The organism is Curtobacterium pusillum, assembly GCF_007673235.1.
GTDB classification, from domain to species: Bacteria; Actinomycetota; Actinomycetes; order Actinomycetales; family Microbacteriaceae; genus Curtobacterium; species Curtobacterium pusillum_C.
In genome coordinates, this window is sequence record NZ_VDZH01000002.1 from 394,371 (window position 1) to 418,323 (window position 23,953).

The following is a 23,953-nucleotide window of genomic DNA, read 5'->3' on the forward strand; positions in this document are numbered from 1 at the left end:
CCGCCACGCGCCTCCGGTCCGACACGGCGGAGCCGCTGGGGCGCGGCGCGCGCGTCAGCGCTCGGCGACCGTGGACTGCCGCACGACGAGCTCGGGGGTGAACTCCACGTGGAGGGTCTCGACCTCCTGGCCTTCCTCGACCTGGGCCAGCAGCAGCTCGATCGCCCGCCGCCCGAGGTCCTGCGCCGGCTGCCGGACCGAGGTGAGCGGGACGACGGCGGCCTCGGCGAACGCGATGTCGTCGTACCCGACGATGGCGATCTCGTCCGGCACGCGGACCGACCCCCGCATGATGAAGGCCTGCTCGAGTCCGACGGCGAGCAGGTCGTTCGCCGCGAACACCGCATCGGGGCGCTCGGCAGTCGGGCGTGCCTGGATCTCCTCGCCGATGCGACGGCCCTCGAGGACCGACAGTGACGAGGTGGTGAGCACCTCGAGCGAGACCCCGGCGGCGGCCGCGGCGGCGACGGCTCCGGCATGCCGGTCGGCGACCTGCCGGATGCCGAACGGGCCGCCGACGAACGCGATGCGCTTCCGCCCGATCGCCGCGAGGTGCGACACCGCGATGTGTCCGCCCGCGACGTCGTCCACCGACACCGAGGCGAAGTGCTCGTCGTCGGCTCGTCGGTCGACGAGCACCACGGCGGTGCCCTGGTCGCGGAGTCGCTCGAGCCGGGTCAGGTCGTCGCCGGCCGGGGAGATGAGGAGTCCGGCGACGCGACGCTCCTCGAAGAGGTCGACGTAGGTGTGCTCGCGGTCGACGGACTCGTCGGAGTTGCCGACGAGGACGGCGAGGCCCTTCCGCATGGCGGCGTCCTCGGCGCCGCGGGCGACGTCGGTGAAGAACGGGTTGCCGCCGTCGAGCACGATGAGCCCGACGGTGGAGCTGCGGCCGGCGCGGAGCTGGCGTGCCGAGTCGTTGCGGACGAAGCCGAGTTCGGCGATCGCGGACTGCACCCGTTCGACGGTGCCGGGGGCGACCTTGTCGGGGCGGTTCAGCACGTTCGAGACCGTGCCGAGTGACACGCCGGCGAGCGCTGCGACGTCACGAACGCTCACTGCCATGGGGTCATCCTGACATCGGGCCCGACGTTTCGGGGGAGCGACTTGCCCTCGTGTCGATCCACGGGTAACGTCCTCGCAGCACCGTTGAAACGATTCACAGGCGAACACGCGAACGGAGGACCAATGGCGGTCCGTATCGGAGCCCGCAACACCACGGGCTGGAAGGCGACGATCTCGGTCGCCATGTCGAACTACATCGAGTCCGGGTCGATCATCGCGATCGCCACCAGCCTCAGTCTCTGGCAGGCCCAGTTCCACGTCGGGGACCTGCAGGTCGGACTCCTCGCGAGCCTGTCCGCGAACGCGTTCGGGGCTGCCGCCGGCGCCATCATCGGCGGACCGCTCTGCGACCGGTACGGCCGGAAGTTCATCTACACCTACGACCTGTTGCTGTACATGCTCGGCATCCTGCTCGCGGTCTTCGCCGGCAGCTACGGGATGCTGCTCGTCGGCTTCATCCTCACCGGCATCGCGGTCGGCGCCGGCGTCCCGGCGAGCTGGACGTACATCGCCGAGCAGGCGCCCGCCGACAAGCGCGCCGCCCACGTCGGCACCGCGCAGCTCGCGTGGTCGATCGGCCCGATGGTCGGGTTCGCCCTGGCCATCGCCGCCGCACCCCTCGGACTGCTCGGCAGCCGGCTGATCTTCGCGCACCTGTTCGTCGTCGCCGCGATCGTGTGGTGGCTCCGGCGCGGCCTGCCCGAGTCGACGATCTGGAAGGACGAGCGCGCCGCCACCGGCAACGCCAACTTCTTCCACGGCTTCACGCAGCTGTTCAGCCGCCGCAAGAACCTCACCGCGATGCTGTTCCTGTTCGGCGTCTACGCGCTCTGGAACACCGTCGCGGGACAGGCCGGCATCTTCCAGCCACGCGTCTACTCGGCCACCGGGGTCACCAGTGTCACCGAGCAGTACGGCCTGCAGATCCTGGTGTGGGGCTGCACCGTCGCCGCGACCTACTTCGGGTTCATGCGCTACGGCGACCGGGTGAGCCGCCGGCTGTTGTTCGCGATCGGCGCCGTGCTCGCCATCGTCTCGTGGGCCGTCCTGATCTACGCACCGGCGAACCTCGGCACCCTGCTGTTCTTCGCGATCGCGTGGGGTGTGTCCTCGGGCATCGGTGCGCAGGCGTTCTACGGCCTCTGGACCTCGGAGCTCTTCGCCACCCGCTACCGCGCCAGCGCCCAGGGTGTGCTGTTCCTCGCCGCTCGGGTCATGGTCGGCCTGCTGAGCATCTGGTTCCCGCTGCTCCTGTCCGACATCGGACTCCGTGCTCTCGGCGGGCTCATCCTCGGCCTGCTCGCACTGTCGTTCCTCGTCGGCACGATCTGGGCTCCGCGGACGCAGGGCAAGACGCTCGAGGCGATCGAGGCCGAGCGGTACGGCACCGTGACCAGCGTCACCGGCACCGTGCGCACCGCTGACGAGCGTGCCGTCCGCGATGCTGAGCAGCGTCGCCGCGCCGAGGCCGACCGGTGACGCGCGTCTGCTTCCGGCTGCAGGTGCAGGGCGCACACCTGGACGCCTACCGCGAGCGGCACGCGGCGGTCTGGCCGGCGATGCTCCGGGCGATCGCGGCGGCGGGGCGGCGGAACTACTCGCTCTTCCTCGACGACGACGGCCTGCTGATCGGCTACTACGAGACCGACTCGGTGGCCGATGCCGATGCGTCGCTCGCCGCCTCGGAGGTCGCCTCGGCGTGGGAGTCGCACATGCAGGACCTGTTCGACGGTGCGACCGGGCGGGCCGACCAGACCGCGCGGGTGCTGCCCGAGGTGTTCAACCTCGAGGACCAGCTGGCGGCCGCCGCCGACTGACGCGCTGCGGGTGTACGCGCTGCCGCGCTGCCGCGCTTCGCGTGCTGCCCGCGCTGCGCGTGCATCGAGTGAGCAGAAATGGTCGAGTCCCGCGAACGGACTCGACCATTTCTGCTCACTGAACGACGGCGCCGGGGGCGTGGAAGACGAGTCGGTTGCCGAACGGGTCGGGGACGTCCAGGTCGTCGCCCCACGGCTGGTGGTCGATCCCGATCCGGAGCGGGTACACCGGGCTCACCTCGAGCTCGCGCTGCAGGGCGATCAGGTCGTCGACCTCGATCCGGACGGCGGACCCCGGCGTGGCGTCCCCGTGGTGCTCGCTGAGGTGCAGGACGGCTCCGGCGCGCGACACCTGCCGGTAGATCGGCAGTCCGGGTTCGAAGGTGTGCTCCCAGTCGACGCGGAACCCGAGGAAGTCGACGTAGAAGCGGAGCGCTTCCGGACCCGGGAACGTCCGGAGGATCGGGATCACGACGGCATCGGGCATGCCGCCATCATCCGCCGTGCGCGAGCTCGCGTCCGCGTTCCGATCGCGCTCAGGAGCTGCGGAGCGTGTCGTTCCCGTCGGACGTGACCTGCTCCTTCGGGGTCCAGCCGTACCAGCGCCCGTCGACCTCGGCGGTGATCCGACCGTCGCCACAGGTGAGGAGCCCGGTCGCCGGGAGTTCGTCGGGCATGAACCCGGCGGTCATCGCGGGCCCGCCCTTCGTCCCGTCCACCGCCGTGCACGCTGCGGTGTCGACGCCGTCCTCCGAGGTGAAGGCGATGACGTACCCGGGGTCGCTCGTGTCGAGCCGGACGTCGATGTCCTTCGCGTCCTCGGGGACCCACGACGGCATGAACCACGCGACGTCCTTCGAGTTCGCCTTCGAGGGGGCGTCGCCGTAGGAGTCGAAGTGCTTCTGTTGTTCGGGCATGTACGGCTCGACGACGCTGCACCCGGCGAGGGTGGCGACGATGAGCCCCATCCCGAGGACGGCGGCGGCGGAGGTGAGTGCGGATCGTTCGGAGCGGTTCGTGTGCATGCTTCCATCGTCCCGGCGATGTGCCAGCGGCAGAATCCAGCACGCACCCGCTCGGTGGTGGGGAAAACCCCCGGTTGTCGCGCACGCCCCCGGCGCATTGGGTGAGCAGGAATCGTCGAGTCCCGCGAACGGACTCGACCATTTCTGCTCACCGGACGCAGGCCGAAGCCATCGGGGGCCGCAAGGGACGCTCGGTAGCGTGGGCCGCATGCAGCAGCCAGCCGCCGGGACCCTCCGCATCCTCCACCTGTCCGACACCCACCTGACGGGCGACGGCGCCCTGCACCAGGGATCCGTCGACACCACAGCAGCGCTCGAGAGTGTGCTCGACCGCATCGACGGCGTCCCCGGGGTCGGCCTCGTCGTGGTGTCCGGCGACGTCTCCGAGGACGGCAGCCCGGAGTCCTACGCCGCACTGGTCGAGCGTGTCGGCGGCTGGGCCGAACGACACGGTGCGGCGCTCGTGGCCGTGCCCGGGAACCACGACCTGCGCGAGGGCTTCCGGCAGGTCCTCACGAACGGGCACGTCCTCGGCGAGGGCGGTCGTCCGCTCATGCACACCATGGAGTACCACCCGCCGACGGTGCCGGTCTGGGGGCAGTCCCTCGTCGCCGGGCGCCGCATCGTGACGGTCGACACGAGCGTCCCGAGTGCCGGGTACGGGGAGATCAGCGAGGCCTCGCTCGAGCGACTCCGAGCAGCGCTGGACGGCGAGCACGCTCCGCACGGCACCGTCGTCGTCCTGCACCACCCGCCGCTGCCCGGACCGACGGCACTGCACGCGGCACTGCAGCTGCGGAACCCGGGGGCCCTGGCCGACGTGATCCGCGGTTCGGACGTCCGGGTCGTCCTCGCCGGCCACTACCACCACCACTTCGCCGGTTCGCTCGCGGGCGTCCCGGTCCTCGTCGCGCCCGGCGTCGCGAACGACACGGACGTCACCGGTCCCTACGACGAGGAAGCCGCGTACGTCGACGCCGGAGCCCTCGTCGTCGACGTCGCCGAGGACGGGTCGGTCTTGTCGACGCCGGTCCGCGTGCCGCGTCCGGACGCCGATCCGCTCGCGTTCGCGTTCGACGCGGAGACCGTGGAGCGCATCATCGAGGCGTCCTCCGGGCAGTAGACGCACCCACCAGCGGACGGGAGGCACGGAGCGGGCCCGCACCGTGCCTCCAGTCCGCCTGCTGCGCACGCTGGTACCCCGCACGCACGGGTTGCATCCGGGAACTCCGAGTAGGCCGGTGCCACACCTCCAGCGAAGGAGCACCCCATGCGGATCGGCAGTGCAGTGCAGTACGACCGGTACGGCGGGTTCGACGTCGTCGAACTCGTCCCCCAGGAGCGGCCGGATCCCGGCCCCGACGAGGTCGTGGTCGAGGTATCCGTCGCCGGGCTGAACCACATCGAACGGTTCCTCCGCGAGGGGCAGCTCCGCGACTTCGTCGACCTCGAGTTCCCCGCACACCAGGGCGTCGACTTCGCCGGTGTCGTGCGGTCTCGCGGGTCGAACGTCCGCGACCTCCACGTCGGCGACGAGGTCATGGGCCACGCGCCGCACGGCGGATCGCACGCGACCTGGGTGGCGGTGCCGCGGGGTGCGGTCGTGAAGAAGCCCTCGACGATGACGTTCGAGGTCGCCGGCAGCCTGTACCTGGCGGGGTGCACCGCGCTGTCGATCGTCCGGTCCCTCAAGCTCGGCCCGGACGACACCGTCGTGATCAGTGCCGCTGCCGGCGGCGTCGGACACATCGAGTGCCAGCTCGCGCGCGATGCCGGGGCGACCGTGATCGGCCTCGGCAGTCCGCGCAACCACGACGCCCTGCGGCAGATCGGGGTCCGGCCGGTGGCCTACGGCGAGGGCGAGGAACAGCGTATCCGCGACATCGCCGAGGACCGACCCATCACGGCGTTCATCGACAACCGGGAGCACGGTGAGAACGTCGACCTGGCGTCACGGCTCGGCGTCGACCCGAAGCGCTTCGTGTCGAGCGAGGACCGCCGTGACCTGGAGATCCGGTTCCTGCGGGCACCCGGCGACGACACCGAGGCAGCGGAGATGCTCACCACGCTCGGGGACCTCGTGCAGCGGCACAAGGTGCAGTTCATCATCTCGGGGTACTACCCGTTCGAGTACATCGTCGACGCGTACGAGGACCTCGCCGAGATGCACTCCCGCGGCAAGGTCGTCGTCGGGATGCAACCGGTCGAGACCGGCGCACGGCTGCACTGGTACAAGTCCGAGAAGTCCCGGGACCTGCGGGACCCCGTCAGCTGAGGATGTCCTTGCTGGCGAACCGGCTGTAGGCCAGGGCGCCGAACACCACGACGTAGCCGAGCTGCAGCACGGCGTTCGACCCGAACGAGTCGAACGCGATCGGGTCGCGCAACAGGTCCCCGAACCCGAGCCACTGGTGCGAGAACAGGAACGGGTGCAGCCAGTCCAGCTGCGGCAACTGGTCGAGGACCTGCGACGCCCCCGCGAGCACCACCGTCGCGGCCATCGCCCCGACCGGCACGCTCGTCAGCGTGGACGCGAACAGTCCGATGGCCGACAGTCCGAGCATCGACAGGGTGACGTAGAGCGCGAGGAGCAGCGCCCGACCGGCGTACGACCAGCCGTCGACCTGCGTGCCGGACAACAGCGTGACCGGTCCGATCGGGAAGAGCAGCGCACCGATCGCTGCGCCCACGAGCACGATGAGGAGCGTCGCCGCGAGGCAGAACGCCACCGCACCCGCGTACTTCACGAGGATGAACCGCACCCGGCCGGTCGGCGCGACGAGCAGGTAGCGGATCGTGCCGTGACTCGCCTCGCCCGCGACCGTGTCACCCGCCACGACCCCGACCGTGAGCGGCAGGAAGAGCGGGATCGACACCGTCAACGCGGTGAACGACACGAACAGGCCGTTGTTGGTGATGTCGCCGAGGAATGCCGGACCGCCGCTGTCGTCGCCGGTGGTCAGCCGGACCGCGACGGCGATGAGGATCGGTACCAGCGCGAGCGCTCCGAGCATCGCCCAGGTCCGTCGGCGCCGGAACACCAGCGCGAGTTCGGAGCCGAGCAGGGCGAACGGGCGTGGGCGGCGGCGGGCGAACTCGCGGACGTCGTGCGTCGGCGCGGCGCCCGGCTGCGGTGCGGTGGCGGGCTCAGGCTGCGACATCGAAGCCCTCTCCGGTGAGTGCGACGAACAGGTCCTCGAGGGTCCCGCCGCCGACCGTCAGGCCGCGGACCCGCACGTCGGCGCGGACCAGTTCGGCGGTGATCGTCTCCGGCAGGACCTCGTGCGGCAGGTCGGCGACGAGCACGTCTGCGCCGCCGTCGTGCCGCGGGGTCAGCCCGAGCCGGGTGAGCACGGAACCGGCGTGGCCGAGGTCCGGTGTGCGGACCGTCACCGTGCGTGCCCCGGCGGAGCGGAGGTCCTCGAGGGTGCCCTGCGCGACGAGCTTGCCCGTCCGCATGACCCCGGCGTGCGTGCACACCTGCTCGATCTCGGCCAGGAGGTGGCTCGACACGAACACCGTCGTGCCGTCGTCCGCCAGCGAACGGATCAGGTTCCGGACCTCGCGCGTGCCCTGCGGGTCGAGGCCGTTCGTCGGTTCGTCGAGCACGAGGAGGTCGCGCGGCGAGAGCAGGGCGTTCGCCAACCCGAGCCGCTGCTTCATGCCGAGCGAGTACGCGTGCGCCTTCTTGTCTGCGGCATGGCCCAGCCCGACCCGGTCGAGCGCGTTCGCCACCCGGGCCTTCCGGCTGCGCGGATCCGACGTCGGATCGGCGGCGTCGAACCGGAGCAGGTTCGCCCGGCCGGACAGGTACGGGTAGAACGCCGGACCCTCGACGAGCGCACCGACCCGGGGCAGCACGTCGTGCAACGCCTTCGGCATCGGCTCGCCGAGCACCTCGATCGTGCCGCCCGTCGCGCTCGACAGCCCGAGGAGCATTCGGATCGTGGTGGTCTTGCCGGAGCCGTTCGGCCCGAGGAAGCCGAAGACGGCACCACGGGGGACGGCGAGGTCGATGCCGTCCACCGCGCGCTGCTTGCGGAAGACCTTCTGGAGGCCCGTGGTGCGGATCGCGAGGTCCGCTGCGGCCGCCGGGACGGCCGGGTCCACCACCGGTGGTTCCGTCGTGCTCACTTCGCGGCGGCGACCAGGGCGGACACCGGCACGGCTCCCGCGAGGACCCGTCCGTCGTCGGTCAGGTAGACGGACACGAGCGAGGTCTGGACCGCGCGGCCGCCGTCGACCGACTTCGTCAGCTGGTCGAGCAGCCCGCTCGCGTCGTCGCCGAGCGTGGACTGGTCGACCGTGCCCTTCGGCAGCTCGGCGATCGTGCTCCAGCCCTTCCCGGTGAACGTCGGCTCGTCGCCGGCCGGCGCGTTCCGGTGCTGGGCGTCGCCCTTCTCGTGTGCGGGCGCGTCCGAGAGGTCCTCCGTCTCGACCTCGGCGTTCGACGGCGGGGTGAAGTCGAACAGCCGTGCGGCCGGCGCGCCGTACTGCAGGCTCGTGAAGCCGACCTGGACGGCCGGGTCTGACTGGCCCTTCGCCTCGATCGTGGCGCGCAGCGGGAGTCCGGTCTGCTGGTCGACCGCGAGTCGCACGGAGCCCACCAGCGTGCCGGGGGACTTCGGCGTCAGCGTGATCTGCCAGGCGTCGTGCCCGGCGACCCGGACGTCCTTCGGCTTCGACACCTTGGTGCTCGGCGTGATCGCGTCGATCGCCTGCTTCGCGATGTCGGACGGCGTCGCGGTGCCGCTCTTCGGCGTCGTGGCGTCCTTCGGCAGGACCACGTGCGTCGCCGTGCGCTCCTTCGAGTCCCAGGTCCAGACGTCGGAGCCGTTGCGGACGAGGTCCTGCTCGGCGAGCTGCTGCGTCAGCTGGACGCGCTGCTTGTCGGCGCCGTCCACGTACACCCGGGCGGTGTGCGACGAGGTCAGCAGGCCCAGGGCGTCGGACGCGTTCCCCTCGAGTGAGGAACCACCGGAACCCGTCGGGAGCTCGGGCAGACCGAGGTCGCTCGTCTGCACGAGCTTGCCGGAGTACTGCGCGTCGGAGGACTCCGCGATGCTCGCGATCACGGCGGCCGCGGTCGGGCTCGAGCCGGCGATCGGGTCACTGGCGGCGTTCGCGATCATCGGAGCCGCGACGGCACCGGCGACGACGACCGGCGCGATGACGGCGGGCAGCCAGGCTGACTTCTTCATCGGTTTCCCCTCGGTGGAGCATCGGAGTCGGGAGTACGGTACGTCCGGCCCCCGACAGGAGCCTGGGCGTCGCCGTACTCCAACCATCGCTCCCGAGGCGCGCGCCGTCGTCCACCGCGAGGATGACGGGCGTCGATCGTTCGTAGACTCGTGGCACGACCGAGGACGGTCGATGGCGACGAGGGAGACGGCATGCGGGCGGTGCTCGGTCTGGACATCGGGACGTCGAGCACGAAGGCGCTGCTCGCCCGGTTCGACGGCACCGTCATCGCCGAGGTCAGCCGGAAGCACGACGTCGACCGCCCGGAGCAGGGCCTCGTCGAGATGGATGCCGACGTCTGGTGGGACGAGTTCACGACACTCACGCGTGCGTTGCTCGAGCGCGTGCCGGACGTCGACGTCGCCGCGGTCGGCGTGAGCGGCATCGGCCCGTGCGTGCTCCTCACCGACGACACCGGGCAGCCCCTGCGGCCGGCGATCCTGTACGGCGTCGACACCCGGACGGCGGACATGCTCGAGGACGTCACCGCGGAGCTCGGCGGCGAGGCTGCGATCCGCGAGCGTTGTGGTTCGGCGCTCAGCACGCAGGCGGCCGGGGTGAAGCTCGCCTGGGTCGCCCGGCACGAGCCCGAGGTGTGGTCGCGGGCCGCGCGGTTCACGATGCCGTCGTCGCGCGTCGTGGAGCGGCTGACGGGGGAGTACGTCCTCGACCACCACTCGGCGAGCCAGACGACGCCCCTCTACGACGTGCACGAGAACGCCTGGATCCCGGAGTGGTGCGAGCGACTCGCGCCGGGGCTCGAGATGCCGAGACTCCTCTGGTCAGGTGACCGGGCCGGCATCGTGACGGGCGCGGCGGCCGCGGCCACGGGCCTCCCGGTCGGCATCCCCGTGACGGCCGGGACCATCGACGCCTGGGCCGAGGGCGTGAGCGTCGGCGAGTCCGTGCCGGGCCGGATGTTCCTGCAGTACGGCACCACGATGTTCATGATCGCGCCGACGGCGCAGCCGATCCCTGTCCCCGGGATGTGGACCACGGTCGGGACACACCCTGGGCAGCCGAGCGTGTCCGGCGGGATGGCGACCTCCGGTGCGATCACGGACTGGCTCCGGCGGCTCGTGGACGGCGAGTGGTCGACGATGCTCGAGGAGGCCCGTTGCTCCGGCATCGGCGCGAACGGGCTGCTCATGCTGCCGTACTTCGCGGGCGAGCGGACGCCCATCGCCGATCCGGACGCCCGCGGGGTGATCGCGGGGCTCACCGTCCGGCACACGCGAGGGGACCTGTACCGGGCGACGCTCGAGGCCACGGCGTACGCGGTGCGGCACAACATCGAGGTGCTGCGGGAGGCCGGGGTCGAGGTCCGGGAACTCGTCGGCGCCGGCGGGGGACTGCTCGGGCGGCTGTGGCCGACGATCGTGTCGGACGTCACCGGGTTGCCGCAGACGGTGCCGAGCGTGACGATCGGGGCGTGCTACGGCTCGGCGTTCCTGGCGGCGCAGCTCGTCGCGGAGCCCGGCGACGGCGTCGACCTCGCCGCCTGGAACCCGCCGGCGGCCCGCATCGAACCGGACCCGGAGAAGACGGCCGCGTACGAACCGGGGTACCGCGACTACCGCGAGCTGTACGACGCGACGAAGGCGGTCGTGCACCGCCTGGCCGCGCGCGGCTGAGGCGGGTGGGGACACAAAACACCGGTGCTCGTCGGCGAAACACACACATGCGTGGGTTCAGCGCGTGAACACCGGTGTTTTGCAGACCGCTACCGCGCAAGTACCGGGCAGCTACGCGGTCGCGTCGACGCCCGCTGGGGCCGACCCGTCGTACTCGCAGATCGCGGCGACCTTCGACGCGCTCGCGCTCGACCGGTCGAACTCGTAGCCCAACCACTCCTTCGCCATGCGTCGGGCGACCTCGACGCCGATGACGCGCTGACCCATGCAGAGGACCTGGGCGTCGTTCGACAGGATCGAGCGCTCGACCGAGAACGAGTCGTGCGCGGTGACGGCACGGATGCCCGGCACCTTGTTCGCGCTGATCGCGACGCCGAGGCCGGTGCCGCAGATCAGGATCGCCCGGTCCGCCTCGCCGTTCGCGACGAGCCGTGCTGCGTCGACGGCGACGTGCGGGTACGCGGTGTGCCCGTCAGCGTCCACCCCGACGTCGACCACGGACGCGACCCGCGGATCAGCCTCGAGGTCGGCCTTGATGATCTCCTTGTAGTCGAACCCGGCATCGTCCGAGCCGACCACGAGACGGTACGTCATGCGTGTGTCCCTTCCTTGTCTGCTGCACGGGTGGCGAGGACCTCGCCGACCCGCGTGAGGATCATCCCCATCGAGGTGGCACCCGCGTCGGGTGTCCCCAGGCTCTTCTCCGCCAGCGGCCGGGCACGCCCGACCTTCGGCTTCAGGTCTGCGGTCGCCGCGGCTTCCGCGACGGCGACCTCGGCGGCAGCCTGCCATGCCTCGGTGAGGGAGCTGCCAGCGTCGACGCCGCCCCGCAGCTCGTCGACGAACGGCAGCAGCGCGTCGAGCAGGGTCTTGTCCCCGCGGGACGCCCCGCCGAGGTGCACGATCGAGTCGGCGAACGCCTGTGCCGCGTCGACGACGTCGGTCGCCTCGTACGCGGAGCGGTCGTCGCGCAGCGACCGACCGAAGGCTTCGAGTGCCGCACCCCACAGGACCCCGGAGGTGCCGCCCGCGAACTCGGCCCACGCATCACCGGCGCGTCCGAGGACGAAGGCGACCCCTGCCTCCTGGCCGACCCTGTCGACCGCCTTGCGGGCCGCACCGATCCCCTTGACCATGCCGCGTCCGTGGTCGCCGTCACCGGCGACCGCGTCGATGCGGCCGAGCTCCTCCTCGTGCTCTCGCAGGAGCGCGTCGATCGCCTCGATCGCGGCGCGCGCCGTCTGCGCGGTCTGCCTGGAGGCACCACTCGCGTCCGGCACGACCGTCGCCTCGTCCTCGGCAGCGTCCACTGCGTCGGCCGGCACGAGCGCAGCGACCGGCGCCGCGACCTTGCGGTAGGCGGGTGTGTACGCGTCGGCCCTCCAGAGCGTCTCGAGTTCGTCGTCGAGCCACTGCAGGGTGAGCGAGCAGCCTCCCATGTCGAGGCTCGTGACGAGTTCGCCGACCTCGGGCTCGACGACCTCGATGCCGGCGTCCCGCAGGAGCGGGAGCACGCGGCCCCAGAGCAGGAAGAGCTCCTCGTACTTGGTGTCGCCGAGGCCGTTGAGGATCGGGGCGACCCGGGTGCCGGCGTTCGCCGGACGGTCCGCGAGCAGCCGTTCGACGAGCAGGCTCGCGAGCTCGGTCGCGGGCAGCAGGGGGACGTCCTGGATGCCGGGCTCGCCGTGGATGCCGAGGCCGAGGCCGAGGTGGCCGTCCGGAACCGTGAAGAGCGGTTCGGTCGCGCCGGGCATGGTGCAGCCCGAGAACGCGACGCCGATCGTGCGGGTCGCCGTGTTGGACGCGTTGCCGATCCGTTCGACCTCGTCCAGGTCCGCCCCCGCTGCCGCCGCGGCACCCATGGCCTTGAAGACCGAGAAGTCGCCCGCGATGCCGCGGCGCTTCGACTCCTCGTCGGCGCTGGCGATGTCGTCCGTGACGACCACGATGCGGGTGTGGATGCCCTCGGCGTTCAGCCGCTCGGCCGCGAGCCCGAAGTTCATCGTGTCGCCGGCGTAGTTGCCGAACGAGAGCACGACGCCCTTGCCCTGGTCGGCGGCCTTGGCGACCGAGTAGACCTGCGCGGTGGACGGCGAGGTGAAGATGTTGCCGACGACGGCGCCGGTGGCGAAGCCCGGACCGACCACGCCGCAGAACGCGGGGTAGTGGCCGGAGCCGCCGCCGACGACGACGGCGACCTGCGGCTCGGCGCCCTCGGTCGGCAGGGAGACGACGCCGCCGTGCACGCCCCGCACACGGTCGGCGTAGAGGGCGAGCCAGCCGGCGAGCTGGTCCTCGGCGAACTCGTCGGGGTCGTCGTGGATCGTGGTCATGGTGCGTGTCCTTCGGTCGTGTGGGGGTGGTGCACCGGGCGACGGCGGGACGGCCGCCGTCGCCCGGAACTCAGTGTGCGCTCCGGCCCTGGGGCACCTTGAGGAAGTGGATCATCACGAACGCGCAGGCGTACAGGCCGACGAACGTCCAGGTCACGGCCTGGCCGCCACCGCCGAGGGCGAGCACCGCGGCCACCACACCGGTGCCGAGGAACGCCGCGCCACCCGCAGCCGTCGTGTACATCGCCATCGCGGCGCCCTTGTGCTCCGGGGCGAGCGCCGGCATGATCGCGCCCATCGGGACGAACCCGGCGAGCAGGCAGCCGAACACGCAGCCGGCGATGACCGAGAGCACGTAGCCCCAGTCGGACCCGGCGGGGACGAGCTGCGGGACGTACCACCAGGCGACGAGGCCGGTCGCGGAGCCCACGATGCCGAACCACTTGACGGTGCGCTGCCAACCGATCTTGTCGCCGACCCAGCCGAACAGGGCGTTCACGAGGATGTTCGTCGCGTAGACGCACACGGTCATGAGCAGCCAGCGGCTCTGTCCCCAGCCGCGCTCGTTCGCGATGACGGCGGGCAGGACGACGAACATGCCGAACTCGGGCGCCGTGTTGATCAGGCGGACGAGGAAGCCCATCAGGATCTTCGGTCGCGTCGCCGTGAGCCGGATGCCGCTCGTCAGCACGCGCCAGGCGCTCTCGCCCTCGGGGGCGATGCGGGAGAACCCGTTCGGCAGGCGGACGCCGAACAGCAGGATGAGGAACCCGATGACGACCAGGCCGATCGAGGCGACCATCGCGCCGGTCTCACCGCCCGTGCCGCCGCCGAACACCGGGATGGCGCCGATCGCGAACAGGGAACCGAGGGTCGGCAGGCCACCCGTGAAGGCGACGTAGAACCAACCGACGGCCGAACCGTTCCGCTCCACCGGCGTGGTGATGTTCACCCAGACGAGGAACGCGAAGGCGAACAGCGGGTAGCCGAAGCCACGGATCGCGTAGGCCACGGCGGCGAACGGGACACTGCCGATGTTCAGCGCGAGCAGGAACAGGACCTCGAAGACGACCCAGACCGCGAAGCCGAGGATCATCACCCGGCGCGGACCGACCAGGTCGGACAGGGCGCCGGACACGTAGCTGCCGATGAGGGCGGCGAGGCTGTAGAACGTGACGATCGTCGCGACCGTGGCCTCGGGGCTGCCGAGGACCGCGACCATGTGCGGCGTGATGAAGTTCGACTCGACGCCGTTACCGGTCATGAAGACCAGCACGGCGAGGAAGCCGAGGGCGAGCGGGCGGGGGATGCCCATCTTGTCGAGGCGGCCCTCGGTGCGGGGCGTCGTCGGCGCACCGGTGGCGCGCTGTGTCGTCGTTGACATGCTTGCTGACTCCTGTGGTGGGCTTCGGCTCAGGCCTGCAGGGACGGGATGATCGACACCTTGACGCTGGCGCCGGCGGAGTCGCCGACCAGGTCGAGGGCCTCCTGGAAGCGCTCCAGCGGGAACTGGTGCGTGCAGATCTCGGACATCGGCAGGGTCTCGGTCTCGAGCAGCTTGATCGCGGCCGGCCAGGTGTGCGGGCCGAGGTGGGCGCCGCGGATGTCGAGTTCCTTGTCGTCGGAGATGATCGACCAGTCGACGGAGACGTTGTCCTTGAACACGGAGTACTCGACGAAGGTGCCGAGCTTGCGCAGCAGGTTGAGGCCCTGGGGGACCGCGGACGGGTGGCCGGTCGCCTCGATGTAGACGTCGGCGCCGTAGCCGTCGGTGAGTTCCTTCACGCGGGCGACGGCGTCGTCCTCGGCGATGTTGATCGTGATGTCCGCGCCGACCTTGCGGGCCAGCTCGAGCTTCGCCTCGACGACGTCGAGCGCGATGATGCGGAGCGGGTTCTTCTGGCGGGCGCCCGCGATGGCGGAGAGGCCGATCGGGCCGGCACCGGCGATGACGACGGTGTCGCCGAACTTGATATCGCCGCGCTCGACGGCGTGGAAGGCGCACGAGAGCGGTTCGGCGAAGGCGGCGACCTGGCCGGGCAGCGCGCTCGACACCGGGTGCGTCAGGGCCTTGGCGGGCACGAGGACGTACTCGGCCATGGCGCCGTCGTAGCCCTTGAAGCCGAACATGTCGTGGACGTTGCACATCCAGTACGCGCCCTCGAGGCAGTAGCGGCACTCCCAGCACGGCACGATCTGCTCGCACGCGATGCGGTCGCCGACGGACACCTTGCGCTTGGCGAGGGCGGCGTCGTCACCGGCGACGATCGTGCCGACGAACTCGTGCCCGGGGATGCGGTCCTTCTCGGCCCAGGCGGGGCGGTTCTCGTCGCCCCAGAACTTCGCGGCGCCGTGGTAGCACTTCAGGTCGCTCGCGCAGATGCCGACGGCGTCGGTGCGGAGCAGGAGCTCGCCGGGGCCGGGCGTCGGCACGGGGCGGGTCTCGAGGCGGTAGTCGCCCGGGCCGTGGACGACGACGGCGCGCATCGTCGTGGGGATGGTGGCGGCGGCAGTGGTGGCCGCGTTCTCGGTCGTCGTCGACATGAGCTGTTCCTCCGTTGGGTGGCTTCGGCGATGACTGTACACCCTCCGGAACGTTTGTCCAGAACACAATTTCTGCTACGGTCTGGACGAACCTCAGACTGAACGCAACGGAGCGCACATGACCACCAGCACCGCCACCAGCACCCCCACCGACTTCGCCGCGGCCCTCCGCCCGGGCCCGGGCAGCGTGGACCTGACGAACGACTTCACCGGTCGCACCGCGATCGTCACCGGCGGTGCCTCGGGCATCGGGAACGCCATCGCCCGGGCGCTCGCCGCACGTGGCGCGCGGGTCGCGATCGTCGACGTCCGGGCCGACGGAGCTGCCGCTGCGGCGGCGGATCTGCCCGCGCCCGACGCCGGGGCCGTCGCCGCTGCCGACTCCGACTCCGGGGTCCACGCCGGCTTCGGGTGCGACGTCACCGACGAGGCCTCGGTCGCCCGCACGATCGCCGCGGTCTCCGAGCACTTCGGGGGTATCGACGTGCTCGTGAACTGCGCCGGCATCGCAGCGCTCGCCCCGGCCGAGGACCTCGACGCCGCGACCTGGGCGAAGACCATCGACGTCAACCTGACCGGCACCTACCGGGTCGCGCAGGCCGCCGGCCGGCACATGCTCGCCGCCGGGTACGGACGCATCGTGAACATCGCCTCGCAGGCTGCCCACGTCGGCATCGACGGCCACGCGGCGTACTGCGCGTCGAAGGCCGGCGTGATCGGGCTCACCCGCGTGCTCGCACTCGAGTGGGGTGGCCGCGGCGTCACCGTGAACACCGTGTCGCCGACCGTCGTCCTGACCGACCTCGGCCGGGCGGCGTGGGCGAACGAGAACGGCATCCGGCACCAGGACGAGATCCCCACCGGACGCTTCGCCACCCCCGGGGAGATCGCCGCCGCGGTGCTCTTCCTCGCCGGCGAGTCGAGCGCGATGGTGAACGGCGCCGACCTCCGCGTGGACGGCGGGTTCACGATCCGCTGAGGTGCGCCGGGACTACGATCGCCCCATGTCCGCCGAGATCCCTGCCGCCGAGGGTGCCCGGACCCGCTTCCCGCTCGACACGGTCTACCAGGCCGCGCGGATGTACTACCTCGAGGACGCCACCCAGGTCGAGATCGCCTCGCGCCTCGGGGTATCGCGCCCGACCGTGTCGCGACTCGTGGCCGAGGCGCGCCGGGCCGGACTCGTCCGCATCGAGGTCGTCGACCCGTTCCAGGACGAGACCGTCGCGCTCGCCGAGCGACTGCAGGTCGTGCTCGGGCTCCGGGCCGTGCACCTCGCCGCCGTGACGCACACCGCCACGCTCGGGGCCGACCTCGCCGCGCCGCTCGCCGCCGCCGTCGAGGGGATGTCGCTCGTCCCGGGTGATGCGGTGCTGATGTCCTCCGGTCGCACGGTGTACGACGTCGCACACGCGGGCATGCCCCCGCTGGCCGGCGTGCAGCTCGTCCCGACCGTGGGCGGGCAGGCGGACCCGATGCCCTGGTTCCAGACGAACGAGATCACCCGCACCGCCGCCGAGCACTCGGGTGCGATCCCGGCGTTCCTCTTCGCGCAGGCGCTGCCGTCGCCCGCGATGCGCTCCTCGCTCGACGAGGACCCGGCGTTCCAGCACGTGATCGGTCTCTGGGGTCGGGCGAAGGGCGCGATCCTCGGCATCGGCGCGCCGACCCCGACTCGCGACGCCCTCGCCCGCGGAGTCCCCGTCGAGGACGCCGTCTTCGACCAGGCGGCCGGCGACGTGTGCCTCAACTTCTACGCCGCCGACGGCTCGGCGATCGAGTTCCCGGGCAGCGACCGGATGGTGCGGACCTCCCGCGAGGTCCTGTCCTCCGTCCCGCACGCCGTCGGCGTCGCGGTCGGGGCCGCGAAGGTCGCGAGCATCGTCGGTGCGGTCCGCGGGGGACTGGTCAACGAGCTGGTGACGGACGCGGCGACGGCGCGCGCCCTGCTCGACGCTCTCGCCTGAGCGCTCGCCGGTGCGCGTCCTTTCCCATCACGCGCGATAGGTGCGCGCTGTTTCCCATGGCGCGCGCGGTAGGAAGCAGATTCGCGCGTAGGGGGCCGTTTCTTCCTGCCTCCCATGTGCGATTCCGCTTGCTCCGCGCGGATCGGCTCACCACGCGCGGATCGGCCGGCCACGGGCAGACGGGAGGCGCGGGGCGGGGCCGCCACGCGCCTCCAGGCCGTCAGGTGGGTGCGTCTACCGCGTGCGCCGCACGTCCCACAGGTGGTGCACCGGGTCGTGCGCGTAGTAGGTGGCGAGCGTCGCGACCGTGAACGCACTGCCGTCGGAGCGGAGGCCCGTCCGGGCGAGCTGGTCGTCCCGGACCTCGTCGAACGCGCGGGCCGCACGGTGCGCGGCCTCGCCGAGCTCGCGAGCGACGACGGCGGGGTCCTGCGCGGCGTAGTCGTCCTGCACAGCGGTGGCGTCCTGGTCCCAGTTCGGGAAGGCAGGGGCGTCCTCGGCGAGCATGAGTGCCAGCCGCTCCGCCATCTTCCGGTGGACGTCCCGGACGTGCGCGCCGTACTCGAGCGGTGACCAGGTCTGGTCGTCGGGGCGGTCGCGGACCCCGTCGCGGGCGAGCTCAGCGGGCCACGCGGACGTGTTCGCGTCGATGATCCCCGGGACGTCGCGGATCGTCACGGTGCTGCCGTCGTAGCCGCACTCGGGGCACGCGGACTCGATGACCCACGTCCAGTTCTTCGTCTCGGGTTCGATCGCCATGACGCGATGTTATGACGTCGTTACGGACCGCCGCGATCGCCGTCACCGTGCGGAAGGCCGGTGTCCCTCGTTCGGGTGACACGCCGGTTCCTGTGAATCACCGGCCAATGACATTTCGGTCGCTCGGTAACGTCGTCCGCTGTTCCCGGGCCGGTACCCGTCGGCCCGCCGATCCCCTCGAGGAGAAATGCATGGGCTCCGATCCCAGCCATACCCCGACGCGGCCCGAGCGGCGCCTCCGCGTGAGCGACGTCACCGTGGTCGACAAGAGCATGATGCGCCGAGCCGTCAGCGGCATGGTCGTCGGCAACACCATGGAGTGGTACGACGTCGGCGTGTACGGCTACCTGGCCGTCACGATGGGGAAGGTCTTCCTCCCCACGGCCGAACCCTCCGTCCAGATCCTGTTCAGCCTCGGTGTCTTCGCGGCGACGTACATCGCGCGTCCGCTCGGCGGCATCGTGTTCGGACGCCTCGGCGACCGCATCGGCCGGCAGAAGGTCCTCGCGACGACGCTGATCATGATGGCGGCGTCGACGTTCCTCATCGGCGCGCTGCCCGCGTACGCCACGATCGGGGTGTTCGCACCGATCGTCCTCGTCGTGCTGAAGCTCGCGCAGGGATTCTCGACCGGTGGTGAGTACGCCGGGGCGACCACGTTCGTGACCGAGTACGCCCCTGATCGCCGCCGCGGGTTCTTCGCGAGCATCCTCGACTTCGGCAGCTACCTGGGTTTCGCACTCGGTGCGACCGTCGTCTCGGTGCTGCAGCTCACCCTCGGCGACGAGGCGATGACCGCGTACGGCTGGCGCTTCCCGTTCCTGGCCGCCGGTGTGATCGGCGTCGTGGCGATCTACTTCCGCCTGCGCATCGAGGAGTCCCCGGTGTTCCAGGCCACGCAGGCAGCGCAGGAGGCGGCTTCGTCGAACCGGGCGTCCTTCGAAGGAGAGCGGCCCGCGAACCTGTTCGTCATGGTCCGCGACCACTGGCGCCCGATCGTCATCGCCGTGATGCTCGTCGCCGCCTCGAACACCGTCGGGTACGCGCTGACGTCGTACATGCCGACGTACCTCACCGACTCGCTCGGCTACTCCGCGCTCGACGGCACCCTGCTGACGATCCCGGTGCTCGTGCTGCTCGCGGTCATGCTGCCCCTGACCGGCAAGCTGTCCGACAAGCTCGGCCGCCGGGTCGTGATGTGGATCGGTGCGGCCACCACGGTCGTGCTGGTCGTCCCCGCGTTCCTGCTCATCGGCCACGGTGCGCAGTGGTCGACGCTCGCCGGGCTCGGGCTCCTCGCGCTCATGACGGCGCTGTGGGTGTCGAACCAGGCGGCGTCCCTGCCGGCGCTGTTCCCCACCTCGACGCGGTACGGGGGCATGGGCTTCGCGTACAACATCGCCATCGCCGTGTTCGGTGGGACGACCCCGCTCATCGTGCAGGCCCTGCTCACGGCGACGGGTGACGAGCTCGCGCCAGCGTACTTCCTGATGGCGATGAGCGTCGTCGGGGCCGTCGGGGTGTTCTGCATGAAGGAGTCCTCGCGTCGCCCGCTGCCCGGTTCGATGCCGGCGGTCGAGACCGAGGACGAGGCCCGCGAGCTCGTGCTGACGCAGGACACGAACCCGAACCTGGACCTCGGGGACCTGCCGTTCGCTGCCGAGGACGCTGCGCGCCGCGCGCGTGAGGCTGCGCGTGACGAGGAATTGGCGGCGCGCTGAGGGTGGCTGCGGACTCGGAACGACGAGTCCGATGTCGTACGACGTCGGACTCGTCGTTCCGAGTCCGCCGGCCGCCGGCCCCGCCCGCCCGCCTACTCGTGCCGGTGCTCGCCCGACGGGTCGAGCGCCGGCCACACCGGGAACGGGTCCGCCCACGACCGCCAGAGCTCCGGCCCCGCGAGCAGCTCCGGCGCCGTGAGCAACGCCCCGTCGAGCGCCCGTTCGATCGAGCGCACGTCGAGCTCCTCGCCGACGAACCACAGCGCCTGACCGATCGGTGCGTCCTCGTCCCACGACGGGTTCGCGGTGGGGTCCAGCGCCAGCATCGCACCGAGGCTCGACCATGCTCCGACGTGGTCCGGTCGTGAGGCCAGCCGGAAGAACCCCTTCGACCGCAGCACGCGCCCGTTGGCCCCGGCGGCGAGGTCGTGCTCGATCACCGTGGCGAGCCGTCCGGGGTGGAACGGCAGCGGCTCCCGGTAGCGCAGGGCGACCAGGCCGTCCCGGGGGTCCCGCCCCGCGGAGCCGGACAGCGCCCGCATCCACCCGGCGCCGGCCGCGAGGACCCTCGCCGCCCCGCCGTTGGACGCCGGCAGGTCAGCGGCGCTCCGGATCGAGGACACCGCGACGACCACGGCCTGCGGCGCGAGGCGGTGCAGCAGTGCGAGGAGGGCCCGACGGCGATCGACGGGGACAGAGGTCACGCGGTCGAGGACGATGACGGTGGCGTACTCGACGAGCGAAGCGACCCGGTCGGCCGCGACGAACGCGTCGTCGACCTCGGACCACAGCAGCCGTGCGACGTCGTTGGCGCGCAGCACGCTCACGACGTGCCGCAGGATCCGGTCGTCCCCGGTCTCGGACCGCGCGGCGTTCGCGAGCATCATCCCGACCGCGCGGGAGTCGGCCCCGGGCGGCAGGGTGACGACCAGGCCGTGGTCGGCGTCGGGCCCGCAGACGCGGTCGAGCTGGTCGGCCCGCTCGGCGATCGCGCGGGCCGTGGCGAACGCGCTCCCACTCGCGTGCATCCGGTGACCGACGGAGATCCGGGCGGCGACCCGGTCGGCGTCGACGTCGTGCAGGGCGGAGACGAGGGTGATGGCGGCGGGACGCATGTCGGCTAATGTACATGATCATCGTTCTCAACTAGGGAACGCCGTCGAAGGAGGCTCCGTGAAGGTCCGCAACTCGCTCAAGGCACTCAAGAAGATCCCCGGCTCGCAGGTGGTCCGCCGGCGTGGCCGCGTGTACGTCATCAACAAGAAGAACCCGCGCTGGAACACCCGCCAGGGGTGACGTCACCGGTGGTCCGTAGGGTGGTTGCATGCGACTGCTGCTCATCCGCCACGGCCAGACTCCCGCGAACGTGAACGGCGTCCTCGACGCCGAGGTCCCCGGACCGGGACTGACCGAACTCGGGCAGCAGCAGGCGGACGCACTCCCGGCGGCCCTCGCCGACCGGGGCATCGAGCGCCTGTTCGTCTCGACGATGGTCCGGACGCAGATCACCGCGGCACCCCTCGCCGCGTCGCTCGGCCTCGAGCCGGTCGTGCTGCCGGGTCTCCGCGAGATCGAGGCCGGCGACACCCAGGGCAAGCGCGACAAGGTGTCCGTGCAGATGTACATCTCGACGGTGCACGGGTGGTCGGCGGGGGACCGCAGCACGCGGATGCCCGGTGCCGAGAGCGGCGAGGAGTTCTTCGCCCGCTACGACGACGCCGTCCGGCAGATCCTGGAGACCGGGGTGGACGTCGCGGCCGCGTTCAGCCACGGCGCCGCGATCCGCACCTGGGCGAGTGCGGCGGCGGACAACACACCGGACCACTTCGGGACGCAGCGGCACCTGGAGAACACCGGGATCGTCGAGCTCGAGGGGTCGTTCGACGACGGCTGGCGCCTGGTCGACTGGGAGGGTGAGCCGGTCGGCGGCGAGCAGCTCATCGACCGGACCGCGCAGGACCCGACCGGCGAGCGGTTCTGAGCTGCGGCTCGCCACCGCACGCGCGGACAGACGGACTGGAGGCGCGGTGCCAGCTGGCACCGCGCCTCCAGTCCGAAGGGACGAGCGTTACGCGAGCTGCGAGGCGGACGTCAGCGGCACGATCACCCGGTGCGCCTCGCGCAGGACGTCGAGCGTCTGCTGGACCTCGTCCGCACGCTCCTCGGGCGTCCAGCCGAGCGAACCGGCGAGCACGTCGGCCAGCTCGTCGAGCAGGTCGATCGTGACGCCACCGACGAACGCGAGGTTCGTGCGGCGGAGCACCACGTCGACCAGGTGCACGGCCTGCTCGTGCTCGGCGAAGTACGCGACCTCGGCGCGGGTCAGCGCGGGGTCGGACTCGAGCGGCTCGACGGGGCCGTCGACCAGGACGTCCACGACCTCGGCGGCACGGGTGCCGTAGCGCTCGAGGAGTCCCTCGACGACCGATGCCTCGAGCCCGTCGCGGTGCGACTTGATCCACAGGGCACGCTGGGCGTCCGTGGTGGGGAATTCCTTGCCGCCACCGATCGGCATGCCCGTCGTGTCGACCGATCGGGTGACGCCGAGCTTCGTGGTGGCCTCGGTCGACAGGTGCGCGGCGAGGGCGCGGAAGGTCGTCCACTTGCCGCCGACGAGCGACAGCACGGTCGACCCCGGCAGCCCGGCGATCTGGGTGTCCACGATCCGGTAGTCACGCGACACGAAGCCGGGGGCGGTGTCCTCGTGGCGGGGGAGCGGGCGGATGCCGGAGTAGCTGTAGACGATGTGGTCGCGGGTGACGTCGATCTGCGGGAACACGTGCTTCACGAGCCCGAAGAAGTAGTCGATCTCCTCGTCGGTCGTGGTGACCGGCTTCGACGGGTCGGCGTCGATGTCGGTCGTGCCGATGAGCACCCGGCCCTTGAGCGGGTAGATGAGCACGATGCGGCCGTCGTCGTTCTCGAAGAAGAGCTCGCGGCCCTTCGTCGCCTCGAGCAGCTCGTCGTTCTGCACGACGATGTGGGAGCCCTTCGTGCCGCCCATGAACTTCGTCTCGCCGCCGAACGCGCCGTTCGTCAGGTCGGTCCAGGGGCCGGAGGCGTTGATGACGACGTCGGCCGTGAACACGAACTCGTTGCCGGTCTCGCGGTCGCGGAGCAGCACGCCGCCGTCGCGGGTGCCAGCGGCCTCGACGTAGTTGGTCGCACGGGCTGTCGCGGCGGAGCCGGTGCCCTTGCCCGCGGCGAGGCCGTCCTTGAGCACGTCGAGCGCGAGACGCTCCGGCTCGTGCACGGACGCGTCGTAGTAGGTGCCCGTGTACTTCAGGTCCTTGTTGAGGGCCGGCATGTCCTCGAGCGCGGCCTTCTTCGTGCGGAAGACGTGCTTCGGGACGGAGCCGCCGTCGCGCGAGAAGGAGTCGTAGATCGTCATGCCGATCTTGATGAGCATCGCGCCACGCTCCTTCGTGGAGCGCTGCTTGTGCGTCAGCATGCGCAGCGGGGCGTTCATGATGCCCGAGAAGGTCGAGAAGATCGGCATCGTCGTCTGCAGCGGCTTGACGTAGTGCGGGGCGATGCGGATGAGCCCGTTGCGCTCCTGCACGCTCTCGCGCACCAGGCGGAACTCGCCGTTCTCGAGGTAGCGGATGCCGCCGTGGATCATGTGGCTCGACGCGGCGGAGGCGCCGGAGGCGTAGTCGCTCCGTTCGACGAGGGCGACGTCGACCCCCTGCAGGGCGAGGTCGCGGAAGGTGGCGATGCCGTTGATGCCGCCACCGACGACGAGGACCTGTGCGTTCGGGCGCTCCGTGAGCGCGTTCACCGTGTTCCGGGGCTGCGTCTTCTTCGACATGCTGCGTCGCTTCCTTGGTCGGTTCCGTGGGGTTCG

At 71.2% G+C, this 23,953-nt stretch carries 23 protein-coding genes; 10 read left to right on the forward strand and 13 right to left on the reverse strand.

Translation table 11 applies throughout. The annotated features are described in order from the left end of the window. Nucleotides 1-54: 54 nt before the first annotated feature. Complete coding sequence (locus FS532_RS06575; protein WP_144751652.1) at nt 55-1,065, reverse strand: LacI family DNA-binding transcriptional regulator; 1,011 nt, start codon at nt 1,063-1,065, stop codon at nt 55-57. Nucleotides 1,066-1,188: 123 nt separating this feature from the next. Between FS532_RS06575 and FS532_RS06580 the strand changes: the two genes are divergently transcribed. Together FS532_RS06580 and FS532_RS06585 are read left to right on the forward strand one after the other, a co-directional pair. Next, nucleotides 1,189-2,544, forward strand: a complete 1,356-nt coding sequence (locus FS532_RS06580; protein ID WP_222121946.1) for an MFS transporter — start codon at nt 1,189-1,191, stop codon at nt 2,542-2,544. Further along, nucleotides 2,541-2,882: an L-rhamnose mutarotase gene (locus FS532_RS06585; RefSeq protein WP_144751655.1), complete on the forward strand. Its 342-nt coding sequence runs from the start codon at nt 2,541-2,543 to the stop codon at nt 2,880-2,882. Before FS532_RS06580 ends, FS532_RS06585 begins: the two co-directional genes overlap by 4 nt. 115 nt (nt 2,883-2,997) lie before the next feature. Here FS532_RS06585 and FS532_RS06590 read toward each other — a convergent pair whose 3' ends face one another. Both FS532_RS06590 and FS532_RS06595 read right to left on the reverse strand, forming a co-directional pair. After that, the gene (locus FS532_RS06590; protein WP_144751657.1) at nt 2,998-3,369 is read right to left on the reverse strand and encodes a glyoxalase superfamily protein; all 372 of its coding nucleotides are present in this window, start codon (nt 3,367-3,369) and stop codon (nt 2,998-3,000) included. A gap of 49 nt (nt 3,370-3,418) precedes the next feature. Beyond that, nucleotides 3,419-3,907 (reverse strand): hypothetical protein, encoded by a 489-nt coding sequence (locus FS532_RS06595; protein ID WP_144751660.1) that lies wholly within the window; start codon nt 3,905-3,907, stop codon nt 3,419-3,421. A 208-nt stretch (nt 3,908-4,115) separates the two neighbouring features. Between FS532_RS06595 and FS532_RS06600 the strand changes: the two genes are divergently transcribed. Then, nucleotides 4,116-5,030, forward strand: coding sequence for a metallophosphoesterase (locus FS532_RS06600; protein ID WP_144751663.1), 915 nt, complete (start codon nt 4,116-4,118; stop codon nt 5,028-5,030). Nucleotides 5,031-5,177: 147 nt separating this feature from the next. Beyond that, complete coding sequence (locus FS532_RS06605) at nt 5,178-6,182, forward strand: NADP-dependent oxidoreductase (protein WP_144751665.1); 1,005 nt, start codon at nt 5,178-5,180, stop codon at nt 6,180-6,182. On the opposite strand, the gene FS532_RS06610 is transcribed toward FS532_RS06605, so the two are convergent. The 3 genes from FS532_RS06610 to FS532_RS06620 are packed head-to-tail and all read right to left on the reverse strand — an operon-like array spanning nt 6,175 to nt 9,108. Beyond that, nucleotides 6,175-7,068 (reverse strand): ABC transporter permease, encoded by an 894-nt coding sequence (locus FS532_RS06610; protein WP_144751668.1) that lies wholly within the window; start codon nt 7,066-7,068, stop codon nt 6,175-6,177. The genes FS532_RS06605 and FS532_RS06610 overlap by 8 nt on opposite strands. Continuing rightward, nucleotides 7,055-8,020 (reverse strand): ABC transporter ATP-binding protein, encoded by a 966-nt coding sequence (locus tag FS532_RS06615; protein WP_144751671.1) that lies wholly within the window; start codon nt 8,018-8,020, stop codon nt 7,055-7,057. The genes FS532_RS06610 and FS532_RS06615 overlap by 14 nt, the downstream gene beginning before the upstream one ends. 17 nt (nt 8,021-8,037) lie before the next feature. Beyond that, nucleotides 8,038-9,108, reverse strand: coding sequence for a LolA family protein (locus tag FS532_RS06620; RefSeq protein WP_144751674.1), 1,071 nt, complete (start codon nt 9,106-9,108; stop codon nt 8,038-8,040). A gap of 192 nt (nt 9,109-9,300) precedes the next feature. Here FS532_RS06620 and FS532_RS06625 point away from each other — a divergent pair, with 192 nt between their 5' ends. Next, nucleotides 9,301-10,782, forward strand: a complete 1,482-nt coding sequence (locus tag FS532_RS06625; RefSeq protein ID WP_144751677.1) for an FGGY-family carbohydrate kinase — start codon at nt 9,301-9,303, stop codon at nt 10,780-10,782. Nucleotides 10,783-10,893: 111 nt separating this feature from the next. On the opposite strand, the gene FS532_RS06630 is transcribed toward FS532_RS06625, so the two are convergent. From FS532_RS06630 to FS532_RS06645, 4 genes are all read right to left on the reverse strand, one after another. Next, a complete protein-coding gene (locus FS532_RS06630) occupies nt 10,894-11,376 on the reverse strand; it encodes a ribose-5-phosphate isomerase (RefSeq protein WP_144751680.1) in 483 nt (160 codons plus the stop codon). After that, nucleotides 11,373-13,115 carry a dihydroxyacetone kinase family protein gene (locus tag FS532_RS06635; RefSeq protein WP_144751683.1) on the reverse strand — a complete coding sequence of 581 codons (1,743 nt, stop codon included), beginning with the start codon at nt 13,113-13,115 and terminating at the stop codon, nt 11,373-11,375. Before FS532_RS06635 ends, FS532_RS06630 begins: the two co-directional genes overlap by 4 nt. 70 nt (nt 13,116-13,185) lie before the next feature. Next, nucleotides 13,186-14,499: an MFS transporter gene (locus tag FS532_RS06640; RefSeq protein WP_222121947.1), complete on the reverse strand. Its 1,314-nt coding sequence runs from the start codon at nt 14,497-14,499 to the stop codon at nt 13,186-13,188. A gap of 29 nt (nt 14,500-14,528) precedes the next feature. Beyond that, on the reverse strand, nt 14,529-15,659 hold the full coding sequence (locus tag FS532_RS06645; protein WP_144751686.1) for a zinc-binding dehydrogenase: 1,131 nt from the start codon (nt 15,657-15,659) through the stop codon (nt 14,529-14,531). 118 nt (nt 15,660-15,777) lie between these two features. Here FS532_RS06645 and FS532_RS06650 point away from each other — a divergent pair, with 118 nt between their 5' ends. Both FS532_RS06650 and FS532_RS06655 read left to right on the forward strand, forming a co-directional pair. Continuing rightward, complete coding sequence (locus tag FS532_RS06650) at nt 15,778-16,638, forward strand: GolD/DthD family dehydrogenase (RefSeq protein ID WP_144751689.1); 861 nt, start codon at nt 15,778-15,780, stop codon at nt 16,636-16,638. Between the two features lie 25 nt (nt 16,639-16,663). Beyond that, on the forward strand, nt 16,664-17,626 hold the full coding sequence (locus FS532_RS06655) for a sugar-binding transcriptional regulator (RefSeq protein ID WP_144751692.1): 963 nt from the start codon (nt 16,664-16,666) through the stop codon (nt 17,624-17,626). 234 nt (nt 17,627-17,860) lie between these two features. Here FS532_RS06655 and FS532_RS06660 read toward each other — a convergent pair whose 3' ends face one another. After that, complete coding sequence (locus FS532_RS06660) at nt 17,861-18,385, reverse strand: DinB family protein (protein ID WP_144751695.1); 525 nt, start codon at nt 18,383-18,385, stop codon at nt 17,861-17,863. 191 nt (nt 18,386-18,576) lie between these two features. On the opposite strand from FS532_RS06660, the gene FS532_RS06665 reads away from it, so the two are divergent. Next, entirely contained in the window at nt 18,577-20,106 is a 1,530-nt protein-coding gene (locus tag FS532_RS06665) for an MFS transporter (RefSeq protein WP_144751698.1), read from the forward strand. Between the two features lie 92 nt (nt 20,107-20,198). Here the strand turns inward: FS532_RS06665 and FS532_RS06670 are convergent, their stop codons facing one another. Further along, complete coding sequence (locus FS532_RS06670; RefSeq protein ID WP_144751700.1) at nt 20,199-21,221, reverse strand: GTP-binding protein; 1,023 nt, start codon at nt 21,219-21,221, stop codon at nt 20,199-20,201. Nucleotides 21,222-21,279: 58 nt separating this feature from the next. Here FS532_RS06670 and ykgO point away from each other — a divergent pair, with 58 nt between their 5' ends. Together ykgO and FS532_RS06680 are read left to right on the forward strand one after the other, a co-directional pair. Further along, the gene (gene ykgO, locus FS532_RS06675; RefSeq protein ID WP_017888460.1) at nt 21,280-21,402 is read left to right on the forward strand and encodes a type B 50S ribosomal protein L36; all 123 of its coding nucleotides are present in this window, start codon (nt 21,280-21,282) and stop codon (nt 21,400-21,402) included. Between the two features lie 28 nt (nt 21,403-21,430). Next, nucleotides 21,431-22,087: a histidine phosphatase family protein gene (locus FS532_RS06680; protein ID WP_144751703.1), complete on the forward strand. Its 657-nt coding sequence runs from the start codon at nt 21,431-21,433 to the stop codon at nt 22,085-22,087. 87 nt (nt 22,088-22,174) lie between these two features. Here FS532_RS06680 and FS532_RS06685 read toward each other — a convergent pair whose 3' ends face one another. Continuing rightward, complete coding sequence (locus tag FS532_RS06685) at nt 22,175-23,917, reverse strand: glycerol-3-phosphate dehydrogenase/oxidase (RefSeq protein WP_144751706.1); 1,743 nt, start codon at nt 23,915-23,917, stop codon at nt 22,175-22,177. Between the last annotated feature and the right edge of the window lie 36 nt (nt 23,918-23,953).

Coding starts and splice junctions, on each gene's coding strand:
- FS532_RS06575 (WP_144751652.1), bottom strand. CDS start 1,065: ATGGCAGTGAGCGTTCGTGACGTCGCAGCGCTCGCCGGCGTGTCACTC.
- FS532_RS06580 (WP_222121946.1), top strand. CDS start 1,189: ATGGCGGTCCGTATCGGAGCCCGCAACACCACGGGCTGGAAGGCGACG.
- FS532_RS06590 (WP_144751657.1), bottom strand. CDS start 3,369: ATGCCCGATGCCGTCGTGATCCCGATCCTCCGGACGTTCCCGGGTCCG.
- FS532_RS06595 (WP_144751660.1), bottom strand. CDS start 3,907: ATGCACACGAACCGCTCCGAACGATCCGCACTCACCTCCGCCGCCGCC.
- FS532_RS06600 (WP_144751663.1), top strand. CDS start 4,116: ATGCAGCAGCCAGCCGCCGGGACCCTCCGCATCCTCCACCTGTCCGAC.
- FS532_RS06605 (WP_144751665.1), top strand. CDS start 5,178: ATGCGGATCGGCAGTGCAGTGCAGTACGACCGGTACGGCGGGTTCGAC.
- FS532_RS06610 (WP_144751668.1), bottom strand. CDS start 7,068: ATGTCGCAGCCTGAGCCCGCCACCGCACCGCAGCCGGGCGCCGCGCCG.
- FS532_RS06620 (WP_144751674.1), bottom strand. CDS start 9,108: ATGAAGAAGTCAGCCTGGCTGCCCGCCGTCATCGCGCCGGTCGTCGTC.
- FS532_RS06625 (WP_144751677.1), top strand. CDS start 9,301: ATGCGGGCGGTGCTCGGTCTGGACATCGGGACGTCGAGCACGAAGGCG.
- FS532_RS06630 (WP_144751680.1), bottom strand. CDS start 11,376: ATGACGTACCGTCTCGTGGTCGGCTCGGACGATGCCGGGTTCGACTAC.
- FS532_RS06635 (WP_144751683.1), bottom strand. CDS start 13,115: ATGACCACGATCCACGACGACCCCGACGAGTTCGCCGAGGACCAGCTC.
- FS532_RS06640 (WP_222121947.1), bottom strand. CDS start 14,499: ATGTCAACGACGACACAGCGCGCCACCGGTGCGCCGACGACGCCCCGC.
- FS532_RS06645 (WP_144751686.1), bottom strand. CDS start 15,659: ATGTCGACGACGACCGAGAACGCGGCCACCACTGCCGCCGCCACCATC.
- FS532_RS06650 (WP_144751689.1), top strand. CDS start 15,778: ATGACCACCAGCACCGCCACCAGCACCCCCACCGACTTCGCCGCGGCC.
- FS532_RS06655 (WP_144751692.1), top strand. CDS start 16,664: ATGTCCGCCGAGATCCCTGCCGCCGAGGGTGCCCGGACCCGCTTCCCG.
- FS532_RS06660 (WP_144751695.1), bottom strand. CDS start 18,385: ATGGCGATCGAACCCGAGACGAAGAACTGGACGTGGGTCATCGAGTCC.
- FS532_RS06665 (WP_144751698.1), top strand. CDS start 18,577: ATGGGCTCCGATCCCAGCCATACCCCGACGCGGCCCGAGCGGCGCCTC.
- FS532_RS06670 (WP_144751700.1), bottom strand. CDS start 21,221: ATGCGTCCCGCCGCCATCACCCTCGTCTCCGCCCTGCACGACGTCGAC.
- FS532_RS06680 (WP_144751703.1), top strand. CDS start 21,431: ATGCGACTGCTGCTCATCCGCCACGGCCAGACTCCCGCGAACGTGAAC.
- FS532_RS06685 (WP_144751706.1), bottom strand. CDS start 23,917: ATGTCGAAGAAGACGCAGCCCCGGAACACGGTGAACGCGCTCACGGAG.